We start from the raw sequence: 20,690 nt of genomic DNA on the forward strand, positions 1-20,690 counted from the left end.
ACAAGGAGCGCAGGATGCTGTTTCATGTGGAAATGACCGTCCGCCTGCCGGCGGACATGGATCCGGTCAAGGCGGCCACGCTGAAGGCCGAAGAGAAGGCGATGTGCCAGCGGCTGATGAACGAAGGCGTCTGGCGGCATCTGTGGCGGATCGCGGGGAAGTATGCGAACGTCAGTATTTTCGACGTCGAAAGCGTGCAGCAGCTGCACGACCTGTTGAGTCAGCTGCCGTTGTTTCCGTATATGGAGATGGAAGTGCGGGCGCTGTGCCGGCATCCTTCTTCGGTGCGGGAAGATGATCGGTAAGAAGTGAATGTGAAGCGCGGCGTTATCGAACGGCCGCGCGAAGCACGGCCCCGGGCGGCCGGCGATTTTCTCGCCGGTCGCCCGTGACGTTTTGCACAGCCGCCGGGTTCAGGTGGCGCCCCGCGTCACGACGATACAGTGACGATCACCGCTCGCTCGCCAGATGCGCCGCGAACCCGACCGTCCCCGGCGCGATTTCCGCCTTCAGCGTCAGCGCCGGAATGTCGTAGTCGCCCGCGTTCTGTCGCCGGAACGGAATCGGCTGCGCGGTCCACAGTTCGTCGAGACGCTTGCCGAGCGCCGCACGCGTTGCGTCGAAGCGCTCATCGTTCATCTTTCCCGTCCGGTAAATCACGAACGGCGGCAGCACGTCGAACCCCGGGTAGTACAGAATCCCGTGCTGGATCGGGAACAGCACGTCGTCGATCGGCCCGTTGATGCCGCGCGCGCTGTAATGCGACTCCCAGCCGCCCGTCGTGACGATCACCATCGCCCGTTTGCCCGCCAGCGAACCTTCGCCGTAACGGTCGCCCCAGTGCAGGTCGGAATGCTCGCCGACGCCGTATGCGAAACCATACGCATACACACGCTCGACCCAGCCCTTCATGATCGCCGGCATCGAGAACCACCACAGCGGGAACTGCAGGATCACCGCATCGGCCCACTTCAGCTTGTCCTGCTCGCGCGCGATGTCGTCACGCTGCGTGCCCGTCTCGAACGCATGCTTCGAATCGAGCGCAGGATCGAAACGCGCGTCGGGTGCACGGACGGTCACGTCGTCCGCGTCGAACGCGGCCTTCCAGTTCATCGCATACAGGTCCGTCACCTGCACGCTATGACCCGCCGCTTCGAGATGCTCGACGGCAAAGTCGCGCAGCGCGCCGTTCAGCGAACGCGGCTCCGGATGGGCATAAACGATCAGCACATTCATGTTCGTCACTCCGTTGATTGAATGACTGCAGGATGCCGTCGCCGAAGGTATATTGGAAATGAATTCCCGATATTCCAGGTATAGCCGTGAACAATCTCAGACGACTGGATCTGAACCTGCTGGTCACGCTCGACGTGCTGCTTGCCGAGCACAACGTCACGCGGGCGGCCGAGAAACTGAACATGTCGCAGCCGTCGGTCAGCGTGCAACTGCAGAAACTGCGCGACCTGTTCGGTGATCCGCTGTTGCTGCCGGGGCCGCGCGGAATGCGGCCGACCGCGCGGGCGGAAACGCTGCGCGAGCCGCTGCGAGATGCGCTCGAAGCAGTCGAACGCGCGGTGCTGACGGCCACGCCGTTCGATCCGGCAACCGCGACGAACACGTGGCGCGTGGCCGCAACCGACTATGGCGAATCGACGATCGTGCTGCCCGCGCTGAACAGGCTGCGCTCGGCCGCCCCCGCGACGCGCCTCGCCGTCGTCGAACTCGTGCCGCCGCGCATCGAGCAGGACGCCGAGCGAAACGGTATCGACCTGGCCTTCCATACGACCGAAGGTTCGCCGGAAGGGATGCGGCGCCTGCCGCTGTTCGTCGAGCGTTACGTGCTGGTCGGCCGCGCCGGTCATCCGAAACTGAAGCGCCGCCCGACGCTCGCGCAGTTCGGCGCGCTGGAACATGTGATCGTGTCGCCCGACGGCGGCGGCTTCTTCGGCGTGACGGACGAAGCGCTCGCCAAAGCCGGCGCCACGCGGCGCGTGGTGCTGTCGGTGCCGCATTTCCTGTTCGTGATGACGGCCGTCGCCACAACCGACCTCGTGGCGATGCTGCCCGAGCGGCTGGTGCGCAACACGCCCGCATTGCGCGTCGTGGAGGCGCCGGTCGACGTGCCCGGCTATGAAATGTCGATGCTGTGGCACGAGCGCGTGCACCGCGATCCGGCGCATCGATGGTTGCGGGAGACGATCGCCGCGTCGGTGTAGATCGCCAGACGAGCGGTCGGCGCAGCGAGGCCACCGCGAGGTTCCGAGACACAACGTGCGCAGCGCGATGCAGCGAAGAGCACGGAGCAGAAACGCGCTTCTTGCCAATGCGGCTTCATGCGTCGGCCGCCCTCGCCGGTCGCCCTTGCCGGTCGCCCGAATCCGCTCACCCGAATCCCGGTCGCCGCACGAACACATTCATTCAGTACTTGAAACCGCCTCGAACACTGTATATATTTACAGTGCTTTTGTACCATTTGACCCGAATTCCGTCACCCATGACGGACGGACTTTTGTGAGGCGACCATGTTCCAGTCATCCGCATTCGATCCCGAGCAACCCGGCTTCAACCCCGTCCACTTCGAGCGTGCCGCGCGGCAAGCGGTCGTCGATCTCCAGCGTGTCGTCGGCGGCCCTGCGCAGCGGGCGCTCGGCTTGCGGCGCCGCAGCCATCCGGCCGCCGTCCGCACGATGAGCTGGCAGGCGCTGCTGAATGTCGAGGAGCTGGCGTTCTCGAACACCGGCTTCCTGAACCGCAACGATCCGATGGTCGTCGACGCCTTCATCCGGCTGCGCGACAGCCGGATGGTCGCCGCGGACGTCGAGGAAGCCGTCGACTGGAAGCGCGACGACGACGATCTGCCCGCCGTCTATCTGATCGTCAAGGCGATGCTGGAAGCGGAAGAGCGCGAGACACAACGCGTCGAGATGGAGTGACGGCGGCGCCTCGCGCGCTGTACCGTTACAGCCGCGCCGCGAGCCGCGCGCCCTGATCGATCGCACGCTTCGCATCGAGCTCGGCCGCCAGTTCCGCGCCGCCGATCAGATGCACGGAGCGTCCGGCCGCCTGCAGCGGCGCGAACAGCGCGCGCTGCGGCTCCTGCCCCGTGCACAGCACGATCGTGTCGGCTTCGATCAGTTCGTGATCGGTGCGCTGCTCGCCGTACGACACGTGCAGCCCGCGCGCATCGATCAGTTCGTAGTTCACGCCGCCGATCATCTTCACCTGCTTCATCTTCAGCGTCGCGCGGTGAATCCAGCCGGTCGTCTTGCCGAGCCCCTTGCCGAGCGGCGCGGCCTTGCGCTGCAGCAGCGTCACTTCGCGAGCGGGCGCCGCGACCTGCGCGCGCGTCACGCCGCCGCGCGTCGCGGCCGGATCGGTCACGCCCCACTCCGCCTTCCACTCTTCCAGATCGAGCGTCGGCGACTCGCCGTCCTGCACCAGATACTCGGCGACATCAAAGCCGATGCCGCCCGCGCCGACCACCGCGACACGCCGGCCGACCGGCTGCCTGCCGGCGAGCACGTCGATATAGCTGAGCACGTTCGGCCCGTCCTGGCCGGGAATCTTCGGGTCGCGCGGCGCCACGCCGGTCGCGAGCACGATCTCGTCGTAGCCGCCCGCGATCAGTTCGCTCGCATCGACGCGGCGATTCAGGTGCAGATTCACGCCGGTCAGCTCGACCTGACGGCCGAAGTAACGCAGCGCTTCGTCGAACTCCTCCTTGCCCGGAATCCGCTTCGCCATGTTGAACTGGCCGCCAATCTCCGGCGCCGCGTCGAACAGGTCGACGTGGTGGCCGCGCTGCGCGAGCACGGTCGAGCATGCAAGCCCGGCCGGCCCGGCGCCGACCACCGCAATGCGCTTCGGCTGCTGCACGCGCGTATAGATCAGCTCGGTCTCGTGGCAGGCGCGCGGGTTCAGCAGGCACGACGCGATCTTGTTCCTGAACGCGTGGTCGAGACACGCCTGGTTGCAGCCGATGCAGGTGTTGATCTCGTCGGCGCGGCCCTGCGCGGCCTTGACGACGAACTCGGCATCCGCGAGCAGCGGGCGCGCCATCGACACCATGTCCGCGCAGCCGTCCGCAAGGATCTGCTCGGCCACTTCCGGCCGGTTGATCCGGTTGGTCGTCACGAGCGGAATGCCGACCTCGCCCTTCATCTTCTTCGTCACCCACGCGAACGCGCCGCGCGGCACCGACGTCGCGATCGTCGGCACGCGTGCCTCGTGCCAGCCGATCCCGGTGTTGATGATGGTCGCGCCCGCGCGCTCGACGGCCTTCGCAAGCTGCACGGTCTCGCTCCAGTCGCTGCCGTCGGGAATCAGGTCGAGCATCGACAGCCGGTAGATCAGGATGAAGTCGCGCCCGACCGCTTCGCGCGTGCGCTCGATGATCTCGATCGGCAGGCGGATCCGGTTCTCGTACGAACCGCCCCACTGATCGGTGCGCTTGTTCGTATGCATCGAGATGAACTGGTTGATCAGGTAGCCCTCGGAGCCCATGATCTCGACGCCGTCGTAACCGGCCTCGCGCGCGAGCTGCGCACAGCGGACGAATGCACGAATCTGCCGCTCCACGCCGCTTGCGCTGAGTTCGCGCGGCGCGAACGGCGAAATCGGCGACTTGATCTTCGACGGCGCAACCGCGAACGGGTGGTAGCCGTAGCGGCCGGTATGCAGGATCTGCAGCGCGATCTTGCCGTCGTCCGCATGCACGGCGTCGGTGATCACGCGATGGCGCCGCGCGCCGGCCGACGTCATCAGCGTGCCGCCGAACGGCTTGGTCCAGCCGGCCACGTTCGGCGCGAAGCCGCCGGTCACGATCAGGCCGACGCCGCCGCGCGCGCGTTCGGCGAAATAGTCGGCGAGCCGCGGCAGCGTCTTGCGGCTGTCCTCGAGGCCCGTGTGCATCGACCCCATCAGCACGCGATTCTTCAGCGTGGTGAAGCCGAGGTCGAGCGGCGCGAGCAGATGGGGAAAGGAGGTCGTCATGATGATCCTGCCGGTAAGCGATGCGTGTCATCGTAGGCCGCGCGCCGCCTTGAACGTGAGGGGGCAAACAGCCATAATGCTTGTCATTTCCGGCCAAATCGACATGACCTCCCCATCGCGCAAGGACCGCCTCGGGCTACGCCGGCCGACGATTCCGGTCGCCTATACGCGCCTGCTGCTGCAGGCGCTGGCCGCACGCGGCGTCGACCTGGCCGCCGTGCGCGCGGGCACCGGGCTGCGCGATGCGGTGTTGGCCGAACCGGACGCGCGCGTCGCGCCGTCGCAATGGGGCCGGCTCGTGCTCAACGCGATCGAGATCGGCGGCGATCCGGGCATCGGGCTGGCGTTCGGGCTGCTGCTGAAGCCGACCGTGCACGGCTTCCTCGGCTATGCGACGCTGACCGCGCGGGACATCCGGGAAGCGCTGGTCGTCACGCAGCGCTACTTCCGGATGCGCAACCGCCAATATCGGCTGACCTACGCGGAGGACGCGCACGGCGCGACGCTCGAGCTGCACGGCGTGCAGGCGAGCCCCGTGCTGCAGCATCACGTGATGTTCGAGTTCGTGCTGACGGGGCTCGCGCAGAACATCTCGCAGTGGTCCGGACGCGCGTCGCCGCCGATCGTGCTGCGCTTCACGTGGCCCGAGCCCGGTTATTTCGCGCGTTATCGCGACCAGTTGCCGCCGGTCGAATTCGGCTGCGCGGCGAACGCGCTGTGGATCGCGCACGACGTGCTCGACTGGCCGCTGCCGCTCGCCGACGAAGTCGCGCACCGGCAGGCGCTGGTGCAGGTCGAGCGCGAGTATGCGCAGGTACGCCAGGAGGAAGGCGATCTCGTCGAGCGCGTGCGCGCGGAACTGGCGCGAACGGCCGGCGACTATTCGAGCCCGGAGGCGCTCGCCGACGCGCTGCTGGTATCGACGCGCACGTTGCGGCGTCGGCTCGAGGACGCCGGGTCGAGCTATCGGCAACTGCTCGACGAAGCGCGGTTTCGCGACGCGAAGCAATTGCTCTGCGCGTCGGACCTCGACCTGAAGACGATCGCCGAGCGGCTGCAGTTCACCGACCCGGCGAATTTCACGCGCGCATTCCGGCGCTGGGCCGGGCAGACGCCGAGTGCGTATCGGGAAGCGGCCGGCGCCCCGGCGAGCGAGTGAGCCGGAAAGCGCTCGCGCTCCGTCGCCCGAATCGCCGACGTGAAACGGAACCAAGCGCTGCCCGTCAACCGCCGACGAAGATCCACGCGCCGCCGTCGCCCTCACCCGCCTCGATCCGCACGTCACCTGTCGCGGCGACGATCGCGTCGTACACCGCGTCCGTCACGCACACCACCGGCACCGCGATCGCATACAGCTCGGCGGCGACGATCGCGCCGATCGAGATGATCAGGTCGCGCTCCTTCAGCACGATCCCGACCGGCCCCGTGCCGTTGCGCACCGCTTCCGCGAGCACGCTGCTGCTCGAACTCGAGCCCTTCGCGTGCGGCATCACCATGATCCGGCCGGCGAGGCTCGCGCCCGCCTGCGGATGCCCGCGATCGACGATCCGCCCCGCCCCCGAGTCGTAGCCGCCCCAGAAGCTGAGCGGCTTGTCGAGCACGATCGTCTTCGCGCATGCGCTGCCCGGCACGAGCGTGTCGCCCGTCAGTTTCCCGATCGTTGCATCAGTCATCGAATCGCACCTTTCCTTCGAACGCGGAACGCACGCATTCGCGCATGCTGCCGTACGCCACCGTGACGCCGATGTTCGCGGGCGCATACGACGCCCACTTCCCCGAGTTGGTCATCACCAGGCCCGACAGCTGTTTCATGACCGGCGTGATGTACGTGCAGGTATCGACGACGATCTGGATGCCGCGCGCGTCGAACTTGCCGGCGAGCCCGAGCTCGCCCAACTCCCACAGGATGAAGCGGCTCGTGTTCACGTAGAAATCGCACTTCGGCCGGCCGTCGAACTGATCGAGCAGCGCGTCGAGCGTGCGGAACTCGGCCAGCGAGAAGTGCGGCGTGCCGAGCGCGACCGCGACGAGCGCATCGCCGGCCGCGCCGTGGTTCAGCGTGCGGCGGATCTCGTCGAGATCGGCCATCGCGACATCGACCGTGCGCTGCGCCGCCCGCCCGTGCAACGCGGCGTCGAGCGTCGGCGCCTCGGGCGTGACGCCCACCGCATGGAACAGCGCGACCGCGCCGCTCGATGCGGCAGCCGCGCCGAGCGCCTTGAGTTCGTCTTCGGTGGTGTCCGCGGGCAGCCCGACGATCGCCGGCACGGTCGCGCCGGCGATCCGGCCGATCAGAAGCCCAAGCGCCGCGAAATAGATGTCGCGCGAGGGCCGCTTGCCGAAGTCCGGCGCGTTGAACACGATCCGCGCCGCGCGATTCGCTTCGACGTGCAGCCCCGCATACGGCGCACGCCCGGTGATCGCGGCGGCCAGGTCGAGAAAGTCGCCGTAGCGGCTGGTACGCGCACCGAGCACCGAATTGGCGAACACGATCGCATTGGATTCCGCCCACGCGATCTGCTCGCCCAGGCGCGGACGATTCTTCAGCTGATACGGCGCGCACGTGAAGCTCGATTCGCAGCCGAGCTGCAGATGCGCATCCATCAGGCGCTGCGCGTCGCGCTGGATCGCGCGGTCGCCGTGATACAGCTCGGGATGGATCAGGTCGAGCGACCCGACGTTCAAAGTGGTCGGCACCGCGACCCGCGCGCCGGTGTCGACGAAATACTCGACGAAGTCGAGGCTGGTCCGGCCGTGGTAAAGACAGCCGTCGATATGCGCGGACGTGATGTCGATCAGGTGCGGCGCCGACATGACCTCGGCCGTGCGCGCGACGATCCGCATCGCGCGCGCGACGCCGTCGCCGAATGCGCCGCGCAACATCGCGTCGTCGCGTTCGCTCAACTGCAGCATGGGGGGCTCCTCGTGTCTCGTCCGGTGGATCCGGATCGCTTTTGTCATACTACCGCGCGTCGCGCCTAGCGCTGCGCCGTCAGGCTGAACAACTCGTCGCGCAACGCCTGGGCGCGGCCCTGGCCGAATTGCGTCTCGAACTCGTCCTGCGCGGCTTGCCACGCGACCTTCGCTTGCGCGTAGGTGCGCTCGCCGAGCTTCGTCAGGCTGAGTGCATGCGCGCGGGCGTCATGCTCGGACGCGGCCGCGGCGACGAAGCCGTCGCGCTGCAGCGGCTTCAGCGCGCGCAACAGCGTCGTGCGGTCCATCACCAGCCGGTCGGCGAGTTCGCTCATCAACAGGCCGGGCCGGCGCGACAGGTTCGCCATGATCGAGAACTGCGCGGCCGTGACGCCGACGGGGGCCAGATGCCGCTCGTAGAGTTGCGTGACGAAGCGCGCCGCCTGACGCAGCGCGAGGCAATTGCAGGCCTGGGCCATCTGGATGTCGTTCATGACCGGCAATTTAAATGTGCATATGCATAAAGTCAATGTACACTCGGCCGTAACAAGGGCCGGCGCCGGCCGCGCGCATCCGGCGCCGCGCCATCGCTTCGAGGAGACGGACATGGACTACATCGACAAGCTGCGGATCTTCCGGTCGGTGGTGGAAATGCGCAGCTTCACGCGCGCGGCCGACATGCACGGCCTCGCGCGGCCGGTCGTGTCGCGGGCGGTCGCGGATCTGGAAGCGCGCTTCGGCAGCCGCCTGCTGCACCGGACCACGCGCCAGGTCTCGCTGACCGAAACCGCCGAGCGCATCTACGAGCGATGCGCGGCGGTGCTCGACGAGCTCGACTCGCTGGAAGCGCAGGCGCAGTCGTACACGCGCGAGCCCGAGGGACTGCTGCGGCTCGTCGCGCACACGACGGCCGCGCTGAACCGGCTCGTGCCGCTGATCGCCGGTTTCAAGGCCGCGCATCCGAAGGTGCGGCTCGACGTCACGCTGACCGAGCGCCCGGTCGACCTCGTCGGCGAAGGCTACGACATCGGCATCGTCGTGCCGTACATGCTGACGAGCGAGACGACCGTCGTGCGGCTGATCGAACGCATTCCGGTGGTGATCGTCGCGACGCCCGCCTACCTGCGCGCGCATCCGCGTCCCGAAACGCCGGCCGAGCTCGCCGGCCACATGTTCGTGCCGATGTCGCCGTCGCTGCGCCGGCCCGCGCTGTCGTTCCGCGTCGACGGCGACACGCTGACCGTGCCGTTGAGCTTCGACGTTTCGTCGAACAGCCCCGTCTTCAACCGCGAAATGGTGATGCACGACTTCGGCATCGGCGTGGTGCCGAGAGCGCTCGTCGAAGCCGAACTCGCGTCGGGTGCGCTCGTGCAGTTGCTCGAAGGCGCCGATCTCGTCGACGCGTTCGTGGAAATCAAGCTCGCCTACGCGAACCGCGCGCTGCTGCCCGCGAAGGTCAAGGCGTTCATCGACTACACGGCCGCGTACTACGACCGCGAAGGCTCGATTGTTCCGGCCGCGGCCTGATCCGGCGCGCAAACGCACCTTTCCACCGCCGATTGGTACAGCCACGGCACCAATCTGATCCTGTCTCGCCGCTCGCTTCGCATCGCGTGGGCACCTAATATGTGCACATGCACAAGTCCACGCTTATCGATGACGATTGTTTCGCGGTCCGGCAAGCCGCCCGGCGAATCTCGCAGTTCTACGAGCGCTACCTGTCGCGGGCGGGCGTCACGCCGTCGCAGTACAGCATTCTCGCGCTGCTGCGGGAGCGTCCGGGCCTGACGATGGCGACGCTGTCGGCCGTGCTGGTGATCGAGCGCACCGCGCTATTGCGCGCGCTGAAGCCGCTGGTCGGCGCGGCGCTGGTCACGGGCCGGCTCGAGCCGCGTTGCCGCCGCCAGACGTTCGCGCTGACCGCGCACGGCGAAACGAAGATCGCCGACGCGCATGTGCACTGGCTCGCCGCGCAGGAAGCGTTCGAGCAGCGGTTCGGGCCGGCGCAGGCGGCCCGCCTCAGAGACGAATTGTTCCGGATCACGCACAACCTGCCGGAACGCTAACTTCCCCGATCGGCGACGCGTCGTCGGTCGTTTCAATAAGTGCATATACATAGGTGAATCGATGGAAACGACCCAAGCCGCTGCCTCCCGCGAGGCAGCCACAACCGACCGGCCGGCAAAGCAGCGCCGCGTGCCGTGGATGCGGATCGCGGTGGCCGCCGTCGTCGTCGCGGTCGCGGCCGCGGCGCTCGACTGGCTGTTCGTGCTGCGTTTCCAGGAGAGCACCGACGATGCGTATGTCGGCGGCGACGTGACGGTGCTCGCACCGAAGGTAAACGGTTTCGTCGACAAGATCCTCGTGACCGACAACCAGCGCGTGAAGGCCGGCGACGTGCTCGTGCAGCTCGATGCGCGCGACTACGATGCGAAGCTCGCGCAGGCGAGCGCGGAAGTCGACAGCGCGCGCTCCGCGGTGGCCGAACTCGAAGCGAAGCAGCAACTTCAATACGCGGTGATCGGCCAGCATGCGGCGGACCGGAATGCGTCGTCGGCCGAGCTCACGCGCGCGTCGTCCGATCGCGTGCGCTACCGCGAGCTCGTGAAATCCGATGCGGTGTCGAACCAGATCGTCGAGCGCGCGGACGCCGATTACTCGAAGGCGGATGCGGCCGTCGCACGCAGCGACGCCGCGCTGCTCGCGTCGAAGCGGCAGCTCGACGTGCTCGGCGCGCAGCTCGCCGATGCGCGGGCCCGCGTGAACACGGCACTCGCCGCGCAACGCGTCGCGGCGCTGAACGTCGAGTACACGACGATCCGCTCGCCGGTCGACGGTTACGTCGGCAACCGCACTGGCCGCGTCGGGATGCTCGCGAACGTCGGCGTGCCGCTGCTGACGGTCGTGCCCGCGGCCGGGCTGTGGATCGACGCGAACTTCAAGGAAGACCAGCTGCGCAAGATGCACTCAGGCGATCGCGTCGACGTCACGCTCGATGCGTCGAGCACGCGCCTCCACGGCCGCGTCGACAGCCTGGCGCCCGCGACCGGCGCGACCTTCAGCGTGCTGCCGCCCGAGAACGCGACCGGCAACTTCACGAAGATCGTCCAGCGCGTGCCGGTGCGCGTGCATCTCGATCCGCAGCCGGGCATCGAGCACGTGCTGCGCCCGGGTCTCTCCGCGGTCGTGACCGTGCATACCGACCACGCGAACTGAACGGGAGCCTGCGATGACCACCGCGATTTCCGGCGACCCCGCGTCGCAACCGACCAGGCAGCGCGTCTTCGCGTTCGCGCTGATGTGCGTCGGCTTCTTCATGGCGACGCTCGACATCCAGATCGTCGCATCGTCGCTGCGCGACATCGGCGGCGGGCTCTCCGCGAGCCAGGACGAGCTGTCGTGGGTGCAGACGGCCTACCTGATCGCCGAGATCATCGTGATCCCGATGTCGGGCTGGCTGTCGAAGGTGATGTCGACGCGCTGGCTGTTCACCGCGTCGGCGGTCGGCTTCACGATCACGAGCATGCTGTGCGGGCTCGCGTGGGACATCAACTCGATGATCCTGTTCCGCGGGATGCAGGGTGCGCTCGGCGCCGCGATGATCCCGACCGTGTTCACGACCGCGTTCGTGCTGTTCCCGGGCAAGCAGCGGCTGATCGCGTCGACGACGATCGGCGCGCTCGCGTCGCTCGCGCCGGCGATCGGGCCGGTGATCGGCGGCTGGATCACCGATCAATGGTCGTGGCACTGGCTGTTCTACCTGAACCTCGTGCCGGGCATCGCGGTGGCCGCGCTCGTGCCGCGCTACGTGCACATCGACGCACCGGACCTGAGCCTCGTCAAGCGCGGCGACTATCTCGGCATCGTGCTGATGTCGGGCTTCCTCGGCTGCCTCGAATACGTGCTCGAGGAAGGCCCGCGCAAGAACTGGTTCGGCGATCACGTGATCGTGTTCTGCGCGTGGATCTCCGCCATCTGCGGCTTCCTGTTCATCGTGCACGCCCTGACCGCGGAAGACCCGATCGTCGACCTGCGCGCGCTCGCCGTGCGCAACTTCGGGATCGGCAGCCTGCTGTCGTTCGTGACCGGTATCGGGATCTTCGTCACCGTGTTCCTGACGCCGCTGTTTCTCGCGCAGGTGCGGGCGTTCAGTTCGCTGCAGATCGGCATCGCGCTGCTGTCGGTCGGCGCGTTCCAGCTGCTCGCGCTCTGCGCGTATGCATTCGCCGCGCGCTACTTCAGCATGCGCGCGCTGCTCGTGTTCGGGCTGATCTGCTTCGGCCTCGGCTGCTACCTGTACACGCCGATCACGCACGACTGGGGCTGGCGGGAACTGCTGCTGCCGCAGGCGCTGCGCGGCATCGGCCAGCAGTTCAGCGTGCCGCCGATCGTGACGATGGCGCTCGGCTCGCTGCCGCAGTCGCGACTGAAATCGGCGAGCGGCCTGTTCAACCTGATGCGCAACCTCGGCGGCGCGATCGGCATCGCGGTGAGCGCGACGATGCTCAACGACCGGCTGAACTTCCACTACCTGCGCCTGAACGAGCATGTGAGCGCCGGCGAGCCGCAAGTCGCGTCGCTGCTCGACCGCCAGGCCGCGTACTGGACCTCGGTGGCCGGCAACACGCTGGATACCGCGCAGGCCGGCCTCGCGAACCTGCACCGCCTGATCTATCGGGAAGCGCTGACGCTCACCTACGCGGATGCGTACTACGTGCTGTCGCTGTGCTTCGTGGTCGCGCTGGTCGCCGTCGCGTTTTCCCGTCCCATCACCCTGAACGCGCCGCCGCCGGACGCGCACTGAAGCCAAGGTCGTCATCATGAAAAAGCTACTCGTCGCGCTGGCCGTCAGCGCCTTCGCCGCAGGGTGTGCGGTGCAGCCCGCGCAGCATCCCGCGCTGCACGATTCCGTCCAGTCGCTTGCGCCCGCCGCGTGGGACACCGACGTGCCGCGCGCCGACATCGACGCCGCCGCGTGGTGGGCGCAGTTCAACGACCCCGTGCTCGACCGGCTGATCGCGACCGTGCTCGACGGCAACCTCGATCTGCAGGCCGCCGCCGAACGCGTGAAGCAGGCGCAGGCGCTGACCGTGCAGAAGCGCGCGGTGCTGCTGCCGAAACTCGACGCGACCGCGCATGCGGCCGACGCGCGCCAGAACACGCCGCCGCCGCTCGGCTACGTGCGGCAGGCCGGTGCGGGGCTCGCGCTGAGCTGGTCGCCCGACGTGTTCGGCGGCGAACGGCTCGACCTGCTGGCCGCGCAGGCCGAGCTGGTCGGGCAAAAGCATGCGGAAGACGCGATGCGGCTCGCGCTCGCGGCCGATGCGGCATCCGCCTATGTCGACCTGCGCTGGGCGCAGCAGGAACTGAAGATCCTGGAGGACAACGCGGCGATCCGCCGGCATGCGCTCGAACTCACGCGCAAGCGGCAGGCGTTCGGGCTGTCGACGGAACTCGACGTCACGCGCGCGCAGAACCAGCTCGATGCGCTGGAGGCGCGGATTCCGCCGACGCAGGCGCAGATCGCGCATCAGCTCAACCTGATCGCCGTGTATTCGGGCCGCACGCCCGAATCGGTCGACCGGCTCGTGCTCGCGCAGGCCGGCGCCATTCCGGCGCCGCCGGCCGGGTCGCCCGCCACGCTGCCGTCGCAGGCGCTGCTGCGCCGGCCGGACGTGCTGACCGCTTACGCACAGGTCGAGCGGCGCGCGGCACAGGTCGGTGTCGCGAAGGCCGAGCGGTATCCGAAGTTCTCGCTGAACCTGACGGACGGGATTCTGGCCGCGTCGTATCTCGGCTTGCCGACGCTGACCGACAACCTGTTCAGCGCGGCGCTGAGCGCGACGAGCCCGATCTTCAACGCGGGACGGATTACCGCCGATATCTCGCAGAGCGAAAGCCGGATGCGCGAGTCTGAACTCGGGTTGCGGCAGACGATGCTGCAGGCGTTGCGGGAGGTCGAGGATGCGCGCGCGAACCTCGTCGGCAGCGATGAAGCGACGCAGCGGCTCGGCAGCGCGCTCGCGGCTTCGGACAAGGCGCTCGGGCTGGCGAACCAGCTCTACAAGGGCGGCGCGACGGATTTTCTGGACGTGCTGTCGGCGCAGGAGGTGTATCTGCGGGATTCGGACGCGCTCAACCAGGTCAGGCGCGAGCATGCGCTGGCGGCGGTCGCGTTGTATCGCTCGCTCGGGGGCGGGTGGAGCAGGAATGATGCGGCCGGTGGGCCCGAGGTGGAAGCCGTGGCGAAGAACTAGGCGCGATCACGATACGGCGCCGGCCTCGACACGTGCCGGGGCCCCGCTCTTCAGCCGCACGATCCCGGGCATTCGACCGACAACGCGATCAAGCAAGCCGCCAACCACGCGATTGCAAATTCGCGTATGCCGGAGGACGAGGTCATCCCGCGTCGGGCCAACGGTAACCGATCACTTCGTTCAGCGGGTACGCAAGCTCGCGTACCTCTTCAAGCTGATTGCCGCCGAACAGATGCACGTGCTCGTCGTCGTGGCGCAAGTAGAACCCGACATGCCCTTTCCAGCTCGCGGGATCGTCACGCGTCAGGATCGCGATGCAGCCGTAGACCGGGCGGTCCAGCGGGCGGCCCCATTCGAGCCACGAACGCGCGAGCGCGGACCCCGTGCCGCGGATGCCCGCATGCGTCATGCACCAGTTGACGAACGAAGAGCACCAGGAAATCTTGTCGTCGTAGCCGACCAGATTCGTCCGGTTGTTGTACTCGACGATGCGCGGGTTCACGCTGCCGGGCGGATGGCGGCGGATGCCGAGTTCGGCCAGGGCGACGGCCATCCACGGCGGATCGGCGGCGTCCGGGTTGCGCTCAGGATTTGCTCGGGTCACGTCGTTCTCGGGCGAGTGTGATGTGCGTGCAATCTTCGCACGGATGCGTAGATCGGCACCACCGTTCGGTCAGCCCAGGCCTCTCATGTACGCCACCCGCTTCGACGCCGGGATGGCGTCATGCGCCGCCGGCGTCGAAAGGAAAATCCGGTAACCCGAATCGAGCGCGCGGCTCCAGTCGGGAGGTACGGAGTCGATCGCACGCGAGGTTCGGGCGCGCATTGTTGCGCGCCCGGGCGACTCACATGCGTCGGGTATCCGGTCCCACGGCGCTGCCTTTAACCGCGCGTATCGACCCAGTTGCGTGCCCAGCGTTCCGAGTGCCGCAATGCCTGCGCTTCACTCGCGAAGTAATCGAGCGAATAGAACCGGTAGCGGCCTTCGACAGACGCGCTATCGATGCGCTCGAGCAGCAGGTTGGCTGAAAAACTGCCATCGGGCAAACGATGCGCCGAGGGCCGGACGGCATAGCCGTTGTATTGATGATTTTGTGTGTTTTGCATTTTTAATTTTAATAATGTTCGGCTGCGCGCGTGCCGTGCGAAATGTGCACGGATGCGCCGATCCAACGCCATTGCGAGCTGAACCCGAAGCAGTCGGAAAGCGAAAATACGGCGCTGCGGCCGGAGGGGGAACGAAGTGCAGCGAGGTGTATGGCGCCTGGTTGGCGGCTCAATGAGCAGACGCAGCCGGAAACGAGCGCGCCAACTTTACGAGACCAAGCTCCGTGCGGATGTCGCTGCGGCCCGGCGCCCATCGTGGGATGGCCGGGCCCTTCAGACTTTACAGCGGCTTGATGTTGGCCGCTTGCAGACCCTTCGGGCCTTGCTTCGTCTCGAAGCTCACTTTCTGGTTTTCGGCCAGCGTCTTGAAGCCGTCGGCACGAATTTCCGAGAAATGAGCGAACAGGTCGTCGCCGCCGTTGTCCGGCGTGATGAAGCCAAAGCCTTTGCTGTCGTTGAACCACTTGACGATACCGGTATCCATGAAGATTCCTTGAGAAAAATGAAGATTTGCCCTGCTGGAGAGCGCGTGAAGCATCAAGGAGGGAGAGGACAACGAATACCGCTGAGGAGAGCGAGCAATTGATGAACAGCAATCGGACTTCTTGGACTTCGACGCACACACTAACTGCCGGGGAGATGCGCGTCAACGGCTAACTTGTAACTGTTTTACCTCGCGACCCGCTGTTCGGGCGAAGCGATGCGGCCCTGACTGACGGCGCGCGTGGCCTGGCCGGGCGCGCGTTGCACATGATCTCCGCACGAACGGGCCGATCGGCAACGATTTTCCCGCCTTCCGGTTTCCGTTCGATCCGCCCGTATCGTGTCGACAGCCTCCTCCGATTCCCTGCGCCCATGACGTCGTCGTGCTCGCCGGAAATCCGCTCGACGATATCGGCCTCGTCGCGGGAGAAGGCGAACGTGTCGCGTACGTGCTGCAGCGGGGCAAGATCGTGAAGGCCCGGGCGGCGGCCTTGCGCTGACCGTCCGCGCGGGCCGGCCGGCAATCGTCGGCCGGCCCTGCCCGTCACTCGACCGTCACCGATTTCGCCAGGTTCCTCGGCTTGTCGATATCCGCGCCGCGCAGGCACGCGGCGTGATACGCGAGCAGTTGCAGCGGCACGACGTGCAGGATCGGCGACAGCAGCCCGTAGTAATCTGGCATCCTCATCACCGACACGCCTTCGCTGCCGTCGATCCGCGTATCGGCATCGGCGAACACGTACAGCTGACCGCCCCGCGCCCGCACTTCCTGCATGTTCGACTTGAGCTTCTCGAGCAGCGCGTCGTTCGGCGCGATCGTCGCGACCGGCATCGCGTGTGTCACGAGCGCGAGCGGCCCGTGCTTCAGCTCGCCGGCCGGATACGCTTCCGCGTGGATATACGAAATCTCCTTCAGCTTCAGCGCCCCTTCGAGTGCGATCGGGTAATGCAGCCCGCGCCCGAGAAACAGCGCATTCTCGTGCCGCGAGAATTCCGCGGCCCAGCGCTCGATCTGCGGCTCCAGCGCGAGCACGTCGTCGAGCGCGCCCGGCAGCCGCCGCAGCTGCGTCGCATAGCGCGCAAGCTGCGCATCGTCGACGTAGCCGCGCAACCGGCCGAGCGTCACCGCGAGAATGAACAGCGCGACGAGCTGGGTCGTAAACGCCTTGGTCGACGCGACGCCGATTTCCGGGCCGGCGCGCGTCAGGAACCGCAGGCTCGTCTGCCGCATCATCGCGCTGGTCGGCACGTTGCAGATCGCGAGCGCATCGATATGCCCGAGCGCCTGCGCATACTTGAGCGCGGCGAGCGTGTCGGCGGTCTCGCCCGATTGCGACACGCCGACCACGAGCGTATTCGGCAGCGCGAGCGCATCGCTGTAACGGTATTCGCTCGCGATCTCGACCTGCGCCGGCAGGCGCGCGATCGTCTCGAGCCAGCGGCGCGCGGTCAGGCCGGAATAGTGACTCGTGCCGCACGCGAGGATCAGCACGTTGTCGATCTGCTCGAACGCGCGCGCGGCATCCGGGCCGAACGCCGCCGGATCGAACAGCCCCGCATCGGGGATGGTCGCGGCCACGGCCTGCGGCTGCTCGAAGATCTCCTTCTGCATGAAATGCCGGTACGGTCCGAGCTCGACCGAGCCTTGCGTCGACGAGACGGTCTGGATCGGACGATCGACCGGCGTGCCGCCGCGTTCGAGAATGCGCACCCCGCCCGGCGTCAATTCGACGATGTCGCCCTCCTCGAGAAAGATGAAGCGGTCGGTGATGCCGGCGAGCGCGAGCGCGTCGGACGCGAGGAAGCATTCGTCGTCCTTCAGGCCGACGACGAGCGGCGAGCCGACCCGCGCGCCGATCAGCCGCTGCGGCTCGTGCTTGCTGAACACCGCGATCGCGTATGCGCCGTGCAGCTGCGACGTCGCATCGCGCACGGCGGCGAGCAGGTCGCCGTGGTACTTGCTGTGGATCAGGTGGGCGACGACCTCGGTGTCGGTCTGGCCATCGAACTGGTAATGCTCGTCGGACAGTTGCCTGCGCAACGTCTCGTGATTCTCGATGATGCCGTTGTGCACGAGCGCGATCTCGTCGCGCGAGAAGATCGGATGCGCGTTGCAGGTGGCGGGCGCGCCGTGCGTCGCCCAACGGGTGTGCGCGATGCCGGTGCTGCCGGACAGCCCCGCGCTGCGCACGTGCGCGTCGAGATCGGCGACGCGCGACACGCTGCGTTCACGGCGCGCCTGGCCGTCGACGACGGTCGCCACGCCGCATGAATCGTAGCCGCGATACTCGAGGCGGCGCAGACCTTCAATCAGAATCGGAACGACGTTCCGTTGCGCGACCGCGCCGACGATGCCACACATGACTCGTCTCCTTCCCCTGTTTTCGTTGATCGACCGTGCGCTGTCGTATCAGCGCGATCCGGTTACCGTTGTCTTCGCCATCGTGAACCCGCATGGGCGGGAGCGAGCGGGTCGGCATCGGCGTAATGGCCTGCACACTCCATCGCGTCGGCAACCGGCCGTGATGCGCGGTCAAGCGCGGCCCGCACGCCGCCCGCCCGGCGCGTGTCGTCGCGCCTGGCAGGTTTGTCGTATCGGTATCCCCGCCCTTCCGTCGTCGCTCGAACTCGGACGGGCACGCCTGTCCTCCTGAACAAAGCAAGCGGTGAGCCATGGATCGCCCTACCCCGTGATGCAATGGCCTGCGGGTACCCGATCGACGGGCTCGCGGCACGGATCGCGTGTTTTTGATTCACCGGTGAATCAGGGTTCACCTCCCCCCTAGCGGGATCTTCCGCCTTCAGTGAACCGAAACGTCGCGCGCCACCCTTTCTGCTGGTCGACCGCTGCAGGCTGTCGTTGCAGGGCTCTTGTCCGGCAACGCTCCGTGCGCGGCGTGGCACACATCGGCCAACCGACGTGCGGATATGGCCGGCCGGCTCCGGACGGTCGTTACAGATACGCAACGTTTCGCATCGCCCGGTGCGGACGATACACGCGCCGCGATGCGTGAGGGCCATCCTTCGCACGGAGGCAATGGGTGGCAGCCGACGACGTTCCCCACGTTGCCCGGACAAAACTCGCATGTCGAAACGCTCCGAGGCGCGTGAAACGGCGCATGCGGTTCGATCGGCAGCCCGCGCGTGACGCAAGTCGCCATTCGTCGCATGACGTGACCGGCTCGATCGCGCGAACGGTCGGATTTTTACCCGCATCGCGGCAGGGCGCCGCAATCGCGCTCGTAGCAATTGTGAAACGTTCCCTGGCATTCCACCGGTGTGGCGCGAAGCGGGGCCGGCCACAGGGCCACTGGTTTGAATATTGCTCTATCGGAAGGAGGAACGGGTGCGGGCGCGCAGCGACGTGGAAACGTACGCGGCCTGACCGGCAGACATGGCGATCGACACAGCGAGAAATGCTCATGACGTGATTGACGAGGTGCAACGGGACGGCCGTAGTTCGACGATTGCGTGGCGCAGACCACGCGGACAAAAACGGCGCGCTCGCCCCGCAATACCGCTGCATGTCGCGCGACTGGCGCCGATACATGCGGGGACGGGACGGGTTGCCTGCAACCATGCCTGGCGCCAGACGCCGGATCTTCCGGCGCGAAGATGCTCAACGAGGACATCGATGAAAAAGATCTTGCTTGTGTTCGGAACTCGACCGGAAGCCATCAAGATGGCGCCGCTCGTCCGCGCGCTGAAGGCGCGCAAGGATGTCGATGCCCGCGTATGCGTGACCGCCCAGCATCGGGAAATGCTGGATCAGGTCCTCACGTTGTTCGACATCAAGCCCGACTACGATCTCAACCTGATGCGTCAGAGCCAGACGCTGACCGACGTGACGACCGGCATTCTTCAGGCGATCGGGACCGTCTTCGACGACTTGCGTCCGGACGTCGTGCTGGTGCACGGCGACACGACGACGACGCTGGCCGTCAGTATCGCGGCGTTCTACCGCTATCTGCCGGTCGGGCACGTGGAAGCGGGCTTGCGCAGCGGCGACATCTGGTCGCCGTGGCCGGAGGAATTGAATCGCCGCGTGACCGATGCGGTGTCGTCATGGCACTTCGCGCCGACGGGCCAGGCGCGCGACAACCTGTTCAGCGAAGGCGTGCCGGTGGGTGCGGTCGTGATGACGGGCAACACCGTGATCGATGCGCTGCACGACGTCAAGCGCATGCTCGACCACGATAGCGCGCTCCACGACAAGGTCGCCGCACACTTTCCGTTTCTCGAAGCGTCGCGCCGCGTCGTGCTGATCACCGGCCATCGCCGCGAGAGTTTCGGCGAACCGTTCCGGCATTTCTGCGAGGCGCTCTGCACGCTCGCGAAGCGCTATCCCGATGCGCAGTTCGTCTATCCGCTGCACTTGAATCCGAACGTGCGCGAGCCGGCGCGCGCGCTGCTCGGCAGCGTACCGAACATCTACCTGATCGAACCCCAGGAATATCTTTCGTTCGTATTCCTGATGTCACGCTCGCACTTCATCATCACCGATTCGGGCGGCATCCAGGAGGAAGGGCCGGCACTCGGCAAGCCGGTGCTCGTCACGCGCGAGACGACCGAGCGGCCCGAAGCGATCCACGCCGGCACCGCGCGGCTCGTCGGCACGGACCAGGAGCGGATCGTCTGGGAGGCGTCGCGGCTATTCGACAGCGACAGCGCGTATGAGGAAATGGCGCGCGCGAGCAATCCGTATGGCGACGGCCATGCGAGCGAGCGGATCGTTCATGCGCTGATGCACGCGCCCGGGGCGACCGCAAAGGCGACGAGCTTTTCGATGGGCGCCGCGGAGATGCCGTTCAACCCGCTCACCCTGGGGTTGCAGGCGTTGCGCTCGCGTTGAAGTCGCTCGCCGGACGGCATGCCGACGGTCGGCGACGCGTGATGTCGCCGACCGTCATTCGTCGGACGCGAACCTCCATCCAGCGC

General features: G+C 67.0%; 19 protein-coding genes. 10 read left to right on the forward strand and 9 right to left on the reverse strand.

Annotated elements, in window-relative coordinates; genetic code table 11:
• The first annotated feature begins 14 nt into the window (after positions 1 to 14).
• On the forward strand, positions 15 to 305 hold the full coding sequence (gene catC / locus DIE17_RS10565; RefSeq protein WP_044847557.1) for a muconolactone Delta-isomerase: 291 nt from the start codon (positions 15 to 17) through the stop codon (positions 303 to 305).
• A 145-nt stretch (positions 306 to 450) separates the two neighbouring features.
• Here the strand turns inward: catC and DIE17_RS10570 are convergent, their stop codons facing one another.
• Positions 451 to 1,236, reverse strand: coding sequence for an NAD(P)H-dependent oxidoreductase (locus DIE17_RS10570; protein ID WP_124520322.1), 786 nt, complete (start codon positions 1,234 to 1,236; stop codon positions 451 to 453).
• Between the two features lie 86 nt (positions 1,237 to 1,322).
• On the opposite strand from DIE17_RS10570, the gene DIE17_RS10575 reads away from it, so the two are divergent.
• Both DIE17_RS10575 and DIE17_RS10580 read left to right on the forward strand, forming a co-directional pair.
• Positions 1,323 to 2,216 carry a LysR family transcriptional regulator gene (locus DIE17_RS10575; protein WP_124520323.1) on the forward strand — a complete coding sequence of 298 codons (894 nt, stop codon included), beginning with the start codon at positions 1,323 to 1,325 and terminating at the stop codon, positions 2,214 to 2,216.
• Positions 2,217 to 2,522: 306 nt separating this feature from the next.
• Positions 2,523 to 2,933 (forward strand): DUF2471 family protein, encoded by a 411-nt coding sequence (locus DIE17_RS10580; protein WP_044847560.1) that lies wholly within the window; start codon positions 2,523 to 2,525, stop codon positions 2,931 to 2,933.
• 25 nt (positions 2,934 to 2,958) lie between these two features.
• On the opposite strand, the gene DIE17_RS10585 is transcribed toward DIE17_RS10580, so the two are convergent.
• Positions 2,959 to 4,992 (reverse strand): NADPH-dependent 2,4-dienoyl-CoA reductase, encoded by a 2,034-nt coding sequence (locus DIE17_RS10585; RefSeq protein WP_124520324.1) that lies wholly within the window; start codon positions 4,990 to 4,992, stop codon positions 2,959 to 2,961.
• Between the two features lie 76 nt (positions 4,993 to 5,068).
• Here DIE17_RS10585 and DIE17_RS10590 point away from each other — a divergent pair, with 76 nt between their 5' ends.
• Positions 5,069 to 6,151 (forward strand): AraC family transcriptional regulator, encoded by a 1,083-nt coding sequence (locus tag DIE17_RS10590; protein WP_124645991.1) that lies wholly within the window; start codon positions 5,069 to 5,071, stop codon positions 6,149 to 6,151.
• Positions 6,152 to 6,215: 64 nt separating this feature from the next.
• Here the strand turns inward: DIE17_RS10590 and DIE17_RS10595 are convergent, their stop codons facing one another.
• The 3 genes from DIE17_RS10595 to DIE17_RS10605 all read right to left on the reverse strand — a co-directional run bounded on the left by DIE17_RS10595 (position 6,216) and on the right by DIE17_RS10605 (position 8,399).
• The gene (locus DIE17_RS10595; RefSeq protein WP_124520326.1) at positions 6,216 to 6,665 is read right to left on the reverse strand and encodes an aconitase X swivel domain-containing protein; all 450 of its coding nucleotides are present in this window, start codon (positions 6,663 to 6,665) and stop codon (positions 6,216 to 6,218) included.
• Positions 6,658 to 7,905, reverse strand: a complete 1,248-nt coding sequence (locus tag DIE17_RS10600; protein WP_044847565.1) for an aconitase X — start codon at positions 7,903 to 7,905, stop codon at positions 6,658 to 6,660. The genes DIE17_RS10595 and DIE17_RS10600 overlap by 8 nt, the downstream gene beginning before the upstream one ends.
• A gap of 65 nt (positions 7,906 to 7,970) precedes the next feature.
• Complete coding sequence (locus DIE17_RS10605; protein WP_044847566.1) at positions 7,971 to 8,399, reverse strand: MarR family winged helix-turn-helix transcriptional regulator; 429 nt, start codon at positions 8,397 to 8,399, stop codon at positions 7,971 to 7,973.
• Between the two features lie 112 nt (positions 8,400 to 8,511).
• On the opposite strand from DIE17_RS10605, the gene DIE17_RS10610 reads away from it, so the two are divergent.
• From DIE17_RS10610 to DIE17_RS10630, 5 genes are all read left to right on the forward strand, one after another.
• Positions 8,512 to 9,432 carry a LysR family transcriptional regulator gene (locus tag DIE17_RS10610; protein WP_044847567.1) on the forward strand — a complete coding sequence of 307 codons (921 nt, stop codon included), beginning with the start codon at positions 8,512 to 8,514 and terminating at the stop codon, positions 9,430 to 9,432.
• 107 nt (positions 9,433 to 9,539) lie between these two features.
• Entirely contained in the window at positions 9,540 to 9,971 is a 432-nt protein-coding gene (locus tag DIE17_RS10615) for a MarR family winged helix-turn-helix transcriptional regulator (protein ID WP_044847568.1), read from the forward strand.
• Positions 9,972 to 10,032: 61 nt separating this feature from the next.
• Positions 10,033 to 11,121 carry an HlyD family secretion protein gene (locus tag DIE17_RS10620; protein WP_124520327.1) on the forward strand — a complete coding sequence of 363 codons (1,089 nt, stop codon included), beginning with the start codon at positions 10,033 to 10,035 and terminating at the stop codon, positions 11,119 to 11,121.
• A gap of 13 nt (positions 11,122 to 11,134) precedes the next feature.
• Entirely contained in the window at positions 11,135 to 12,709 is a 1,575-nt protein-coding gene (locus DIE17_RS10625; protein ID WP_124488781.1) for a DHA2 family efflux MFS transporter permease subunit, read from the forward strand.
• A gap of 16 nt (positions 12,710 to 12,725) precedes the next feature.
• Entirely contained in the window at positions 12,726 to 14,162 is a 1,437-nt protein-coding gene (locus tag DIE17_RS10630; RefSeq protein WP_124645990.1) for an efflux transporter outer membrane subunit, read from the forward strand.
• Between the two features lie 142 nt (positions 14,163 to 14,304).
• On the opposite strand, the gene DIE17_RS10635 is transcribed toward DIE17_RS10630, so the two are convergent.
• The 4 genes from DIE17_RS10635 to glmS all read right to left on the reverse strand — a co-directional run bounded on the left by DIE17_RS10635 (position 14,305) and on the right by glmS (position 18,114).
• Positions 14,305 to 14,715, reverse strand: coding sequence for a TIGR02594 family protein (locus DIE17_RS10635; protein WP_124488821.1), 411 nt, complete (start codon positions 14,713 to 14,715; stop codon positions 14,305 to 14,307).
• Positions 14,716 to 15,044: 329 nt separating this feature from the next.
• Positions 15,045 to 15,269: a hypothetical protein gene (locus DIE17_RS10640; RefSeq protein WP_044847573.1), complete on the reverse strand. Its 225-nt coding sequence runs from the start codon at positions 15,267 to 15,269 to the stop codon at positions 15,045 to 15,047.
• A gap of 280 nt (positions 15,270 to 15,549) precedes the next feature.
• A complete protein-coding gene (locus DIE17_RS10645; protein ID WP_006485974.1) occupies positions 15,550 to 15,753 on the reverse strand; it encodes a cold-shock protein in 204 nt (67 codons plus the stop codon).
• Positions 15,754 to 16,296: 543 nt separating this feature from the next.
• The gene (glmS, locus tag DIE17_RS10650) at positions 16,297 to 18,114 is read right to left on the reverse strand and encodes a glutamine--fructose-6-phosphate transaminase (isomerizing) (RefSeq protein WP_124645989.1); all 1,818 of its coding nucleotides are present in this window, start codon (positions 18,112 to 18,114) and stop codon (positions 16,297 to 16,299) included.
• Between the two features lie 1,272 nt (positions 18,115 to 19,386).
• Here glmS and wecB point away from each other — a divergent pair.
• Positions 19,387 to 20,604, forward strand: a complete 1,218-nt coding sequence (wecB, locus tag DIE17_RS10655) for a non-hydrolyzing UDP-N-acetylglucosamine 2-epimerase (protein WP_124488785.1) — start codon at positions 19,387 to 19,389, stop codon at positions 20,602 to 20,604.
• The last annotated feature ends 86 nt before the right edge of the window (positions 20,605 to 20,690 follow it).

Source organism: Burkholderia sp. Bp9099 (assembly GCF_003857805.1).
GTDB lineage: Bacteria > Pseudomonadota > Gammaproteobacteria > Burkholderiales > Burkholderiaceae > Burkholderia.

Coding starts and splice junctions, on each gene's coding strand:
- DIE17_RS10585 (WP_124520324.1), bottom strand. CDS start 4,992: ATGACGACCTCCTTTCCCCATCTGCTCGCGCCGCTCGACCTCGGCTTC.
- DIE17_RS10595 (WP_124520326.1), bottom strand. CDS start 6,665: ATGACTGATGCAACGATCGGGAAACTGACGGGCGACACGCTCGTGCCG.
- wecB (WP_124488785.1), top strand. CDS start 19,387: ATGAAAAAGATCTTGCTTGTGTTCGGAACTCGACCGGAAGCCATCAAG.
- DIE17_RS10610 (WP_044847567.1), top strand. CDS start 8,512: ATGGACTACATCGACAAGCTGCGGATCTTCCGGTCGGTGGTGGAAATG.
- DIE17_RS10615 (WP_044847568.1), top strand. CDS start 9,540: ATGCACAAGTCCACGCTTATCGATGACGATTGTTTCGCGGTCCGGCAA.
- DIE17_RS10570 (WP_124520322.1), bottom strand. CDS start 1,236: ATGAATGTGCTGATCGTTTATGCCCATCCGGAGCCGCGTTCGCTGAAC.
- DIE17_RS10580 (WP_044847560.1), top strand. CDS start 2,523: ATGTTCCAGTCATCCGCATTCGATCCCGAGCAACCCGGCTTCAACCCC.
- glmS (WP_124645989.1), bottom strand. CDS start 18,114: ATGTGTGGCATCGTCGGCGCGGTCGCGCAACGGAACGTCGTTCCGATT.
- DIE17_RS10640 (WP_044847573.1), bottom strand. CDS start 15,269: ATGCAAAACACACAAAATCATCAATACAACGGCTATGCCGTCCGGCCC.
- DIE17_RS10635 (WP_124488821.1), bottom strand. CDS start 14,715: ATGGCCGTCGCCCTGGCCGAACTCGGCATCCGCCGCCATCCGCCCGGC.
- DIE17_RS10620 (WP_124520327.1), top strand. CDS start 10,033: ATGGAAACGACCCAAGCCGCTGCCTCCCGCGAGGCAGCCACAACCGAC.
- DIE17_RS10645 (WP_006485974.1), bottom strand. CDS start 15,753: ATGGATACCGGTATCGTCAAGTGGTTCAACGACAGCAAAGGCTTTGGC.
- DIE17_RS10605 (WP_044847566.1), bottom strand. CDS start 8,399: ATGAACGACATCCAGATGGCCCAGGCCTGCAATTGCCTCGCGCTGCGT.
- DIE17_RS10630 (WP_124645990.1), top strand. CDS start 12,726: ATGAAAAAGCTACTCGTCGCGCTGGCCGTCAGCGCCTTCGCCGCAGGG.
- DIE17_RS10600 (WP_044847565.1), bottom strand. CDS start 7,905: ATGCTGCAGTTGAGCGAACGCGACGACGCGATGTTGCGCGGCGCATTC.
- catC (WP_044847557.1), top strand. CDS start 15: ATGCTGTTTCATGTGGAAATGACCGTCCGCCTGCCGGCGGACATGGAT.
- DIE17_RS10590 (WP_124645991.1), top strand. CDS start 5,069: ATGCTTGTCATTTCCGGCCAAATCGACATGACCTCCCCATCGCGCAAG.
- DIE17_RS10625 (WP_124488781.1), top strand. CDS start 11,135: ATGACCACCGCGATTTCCGGCGACCCCGCGTCGCAACCGACCAGGCAG.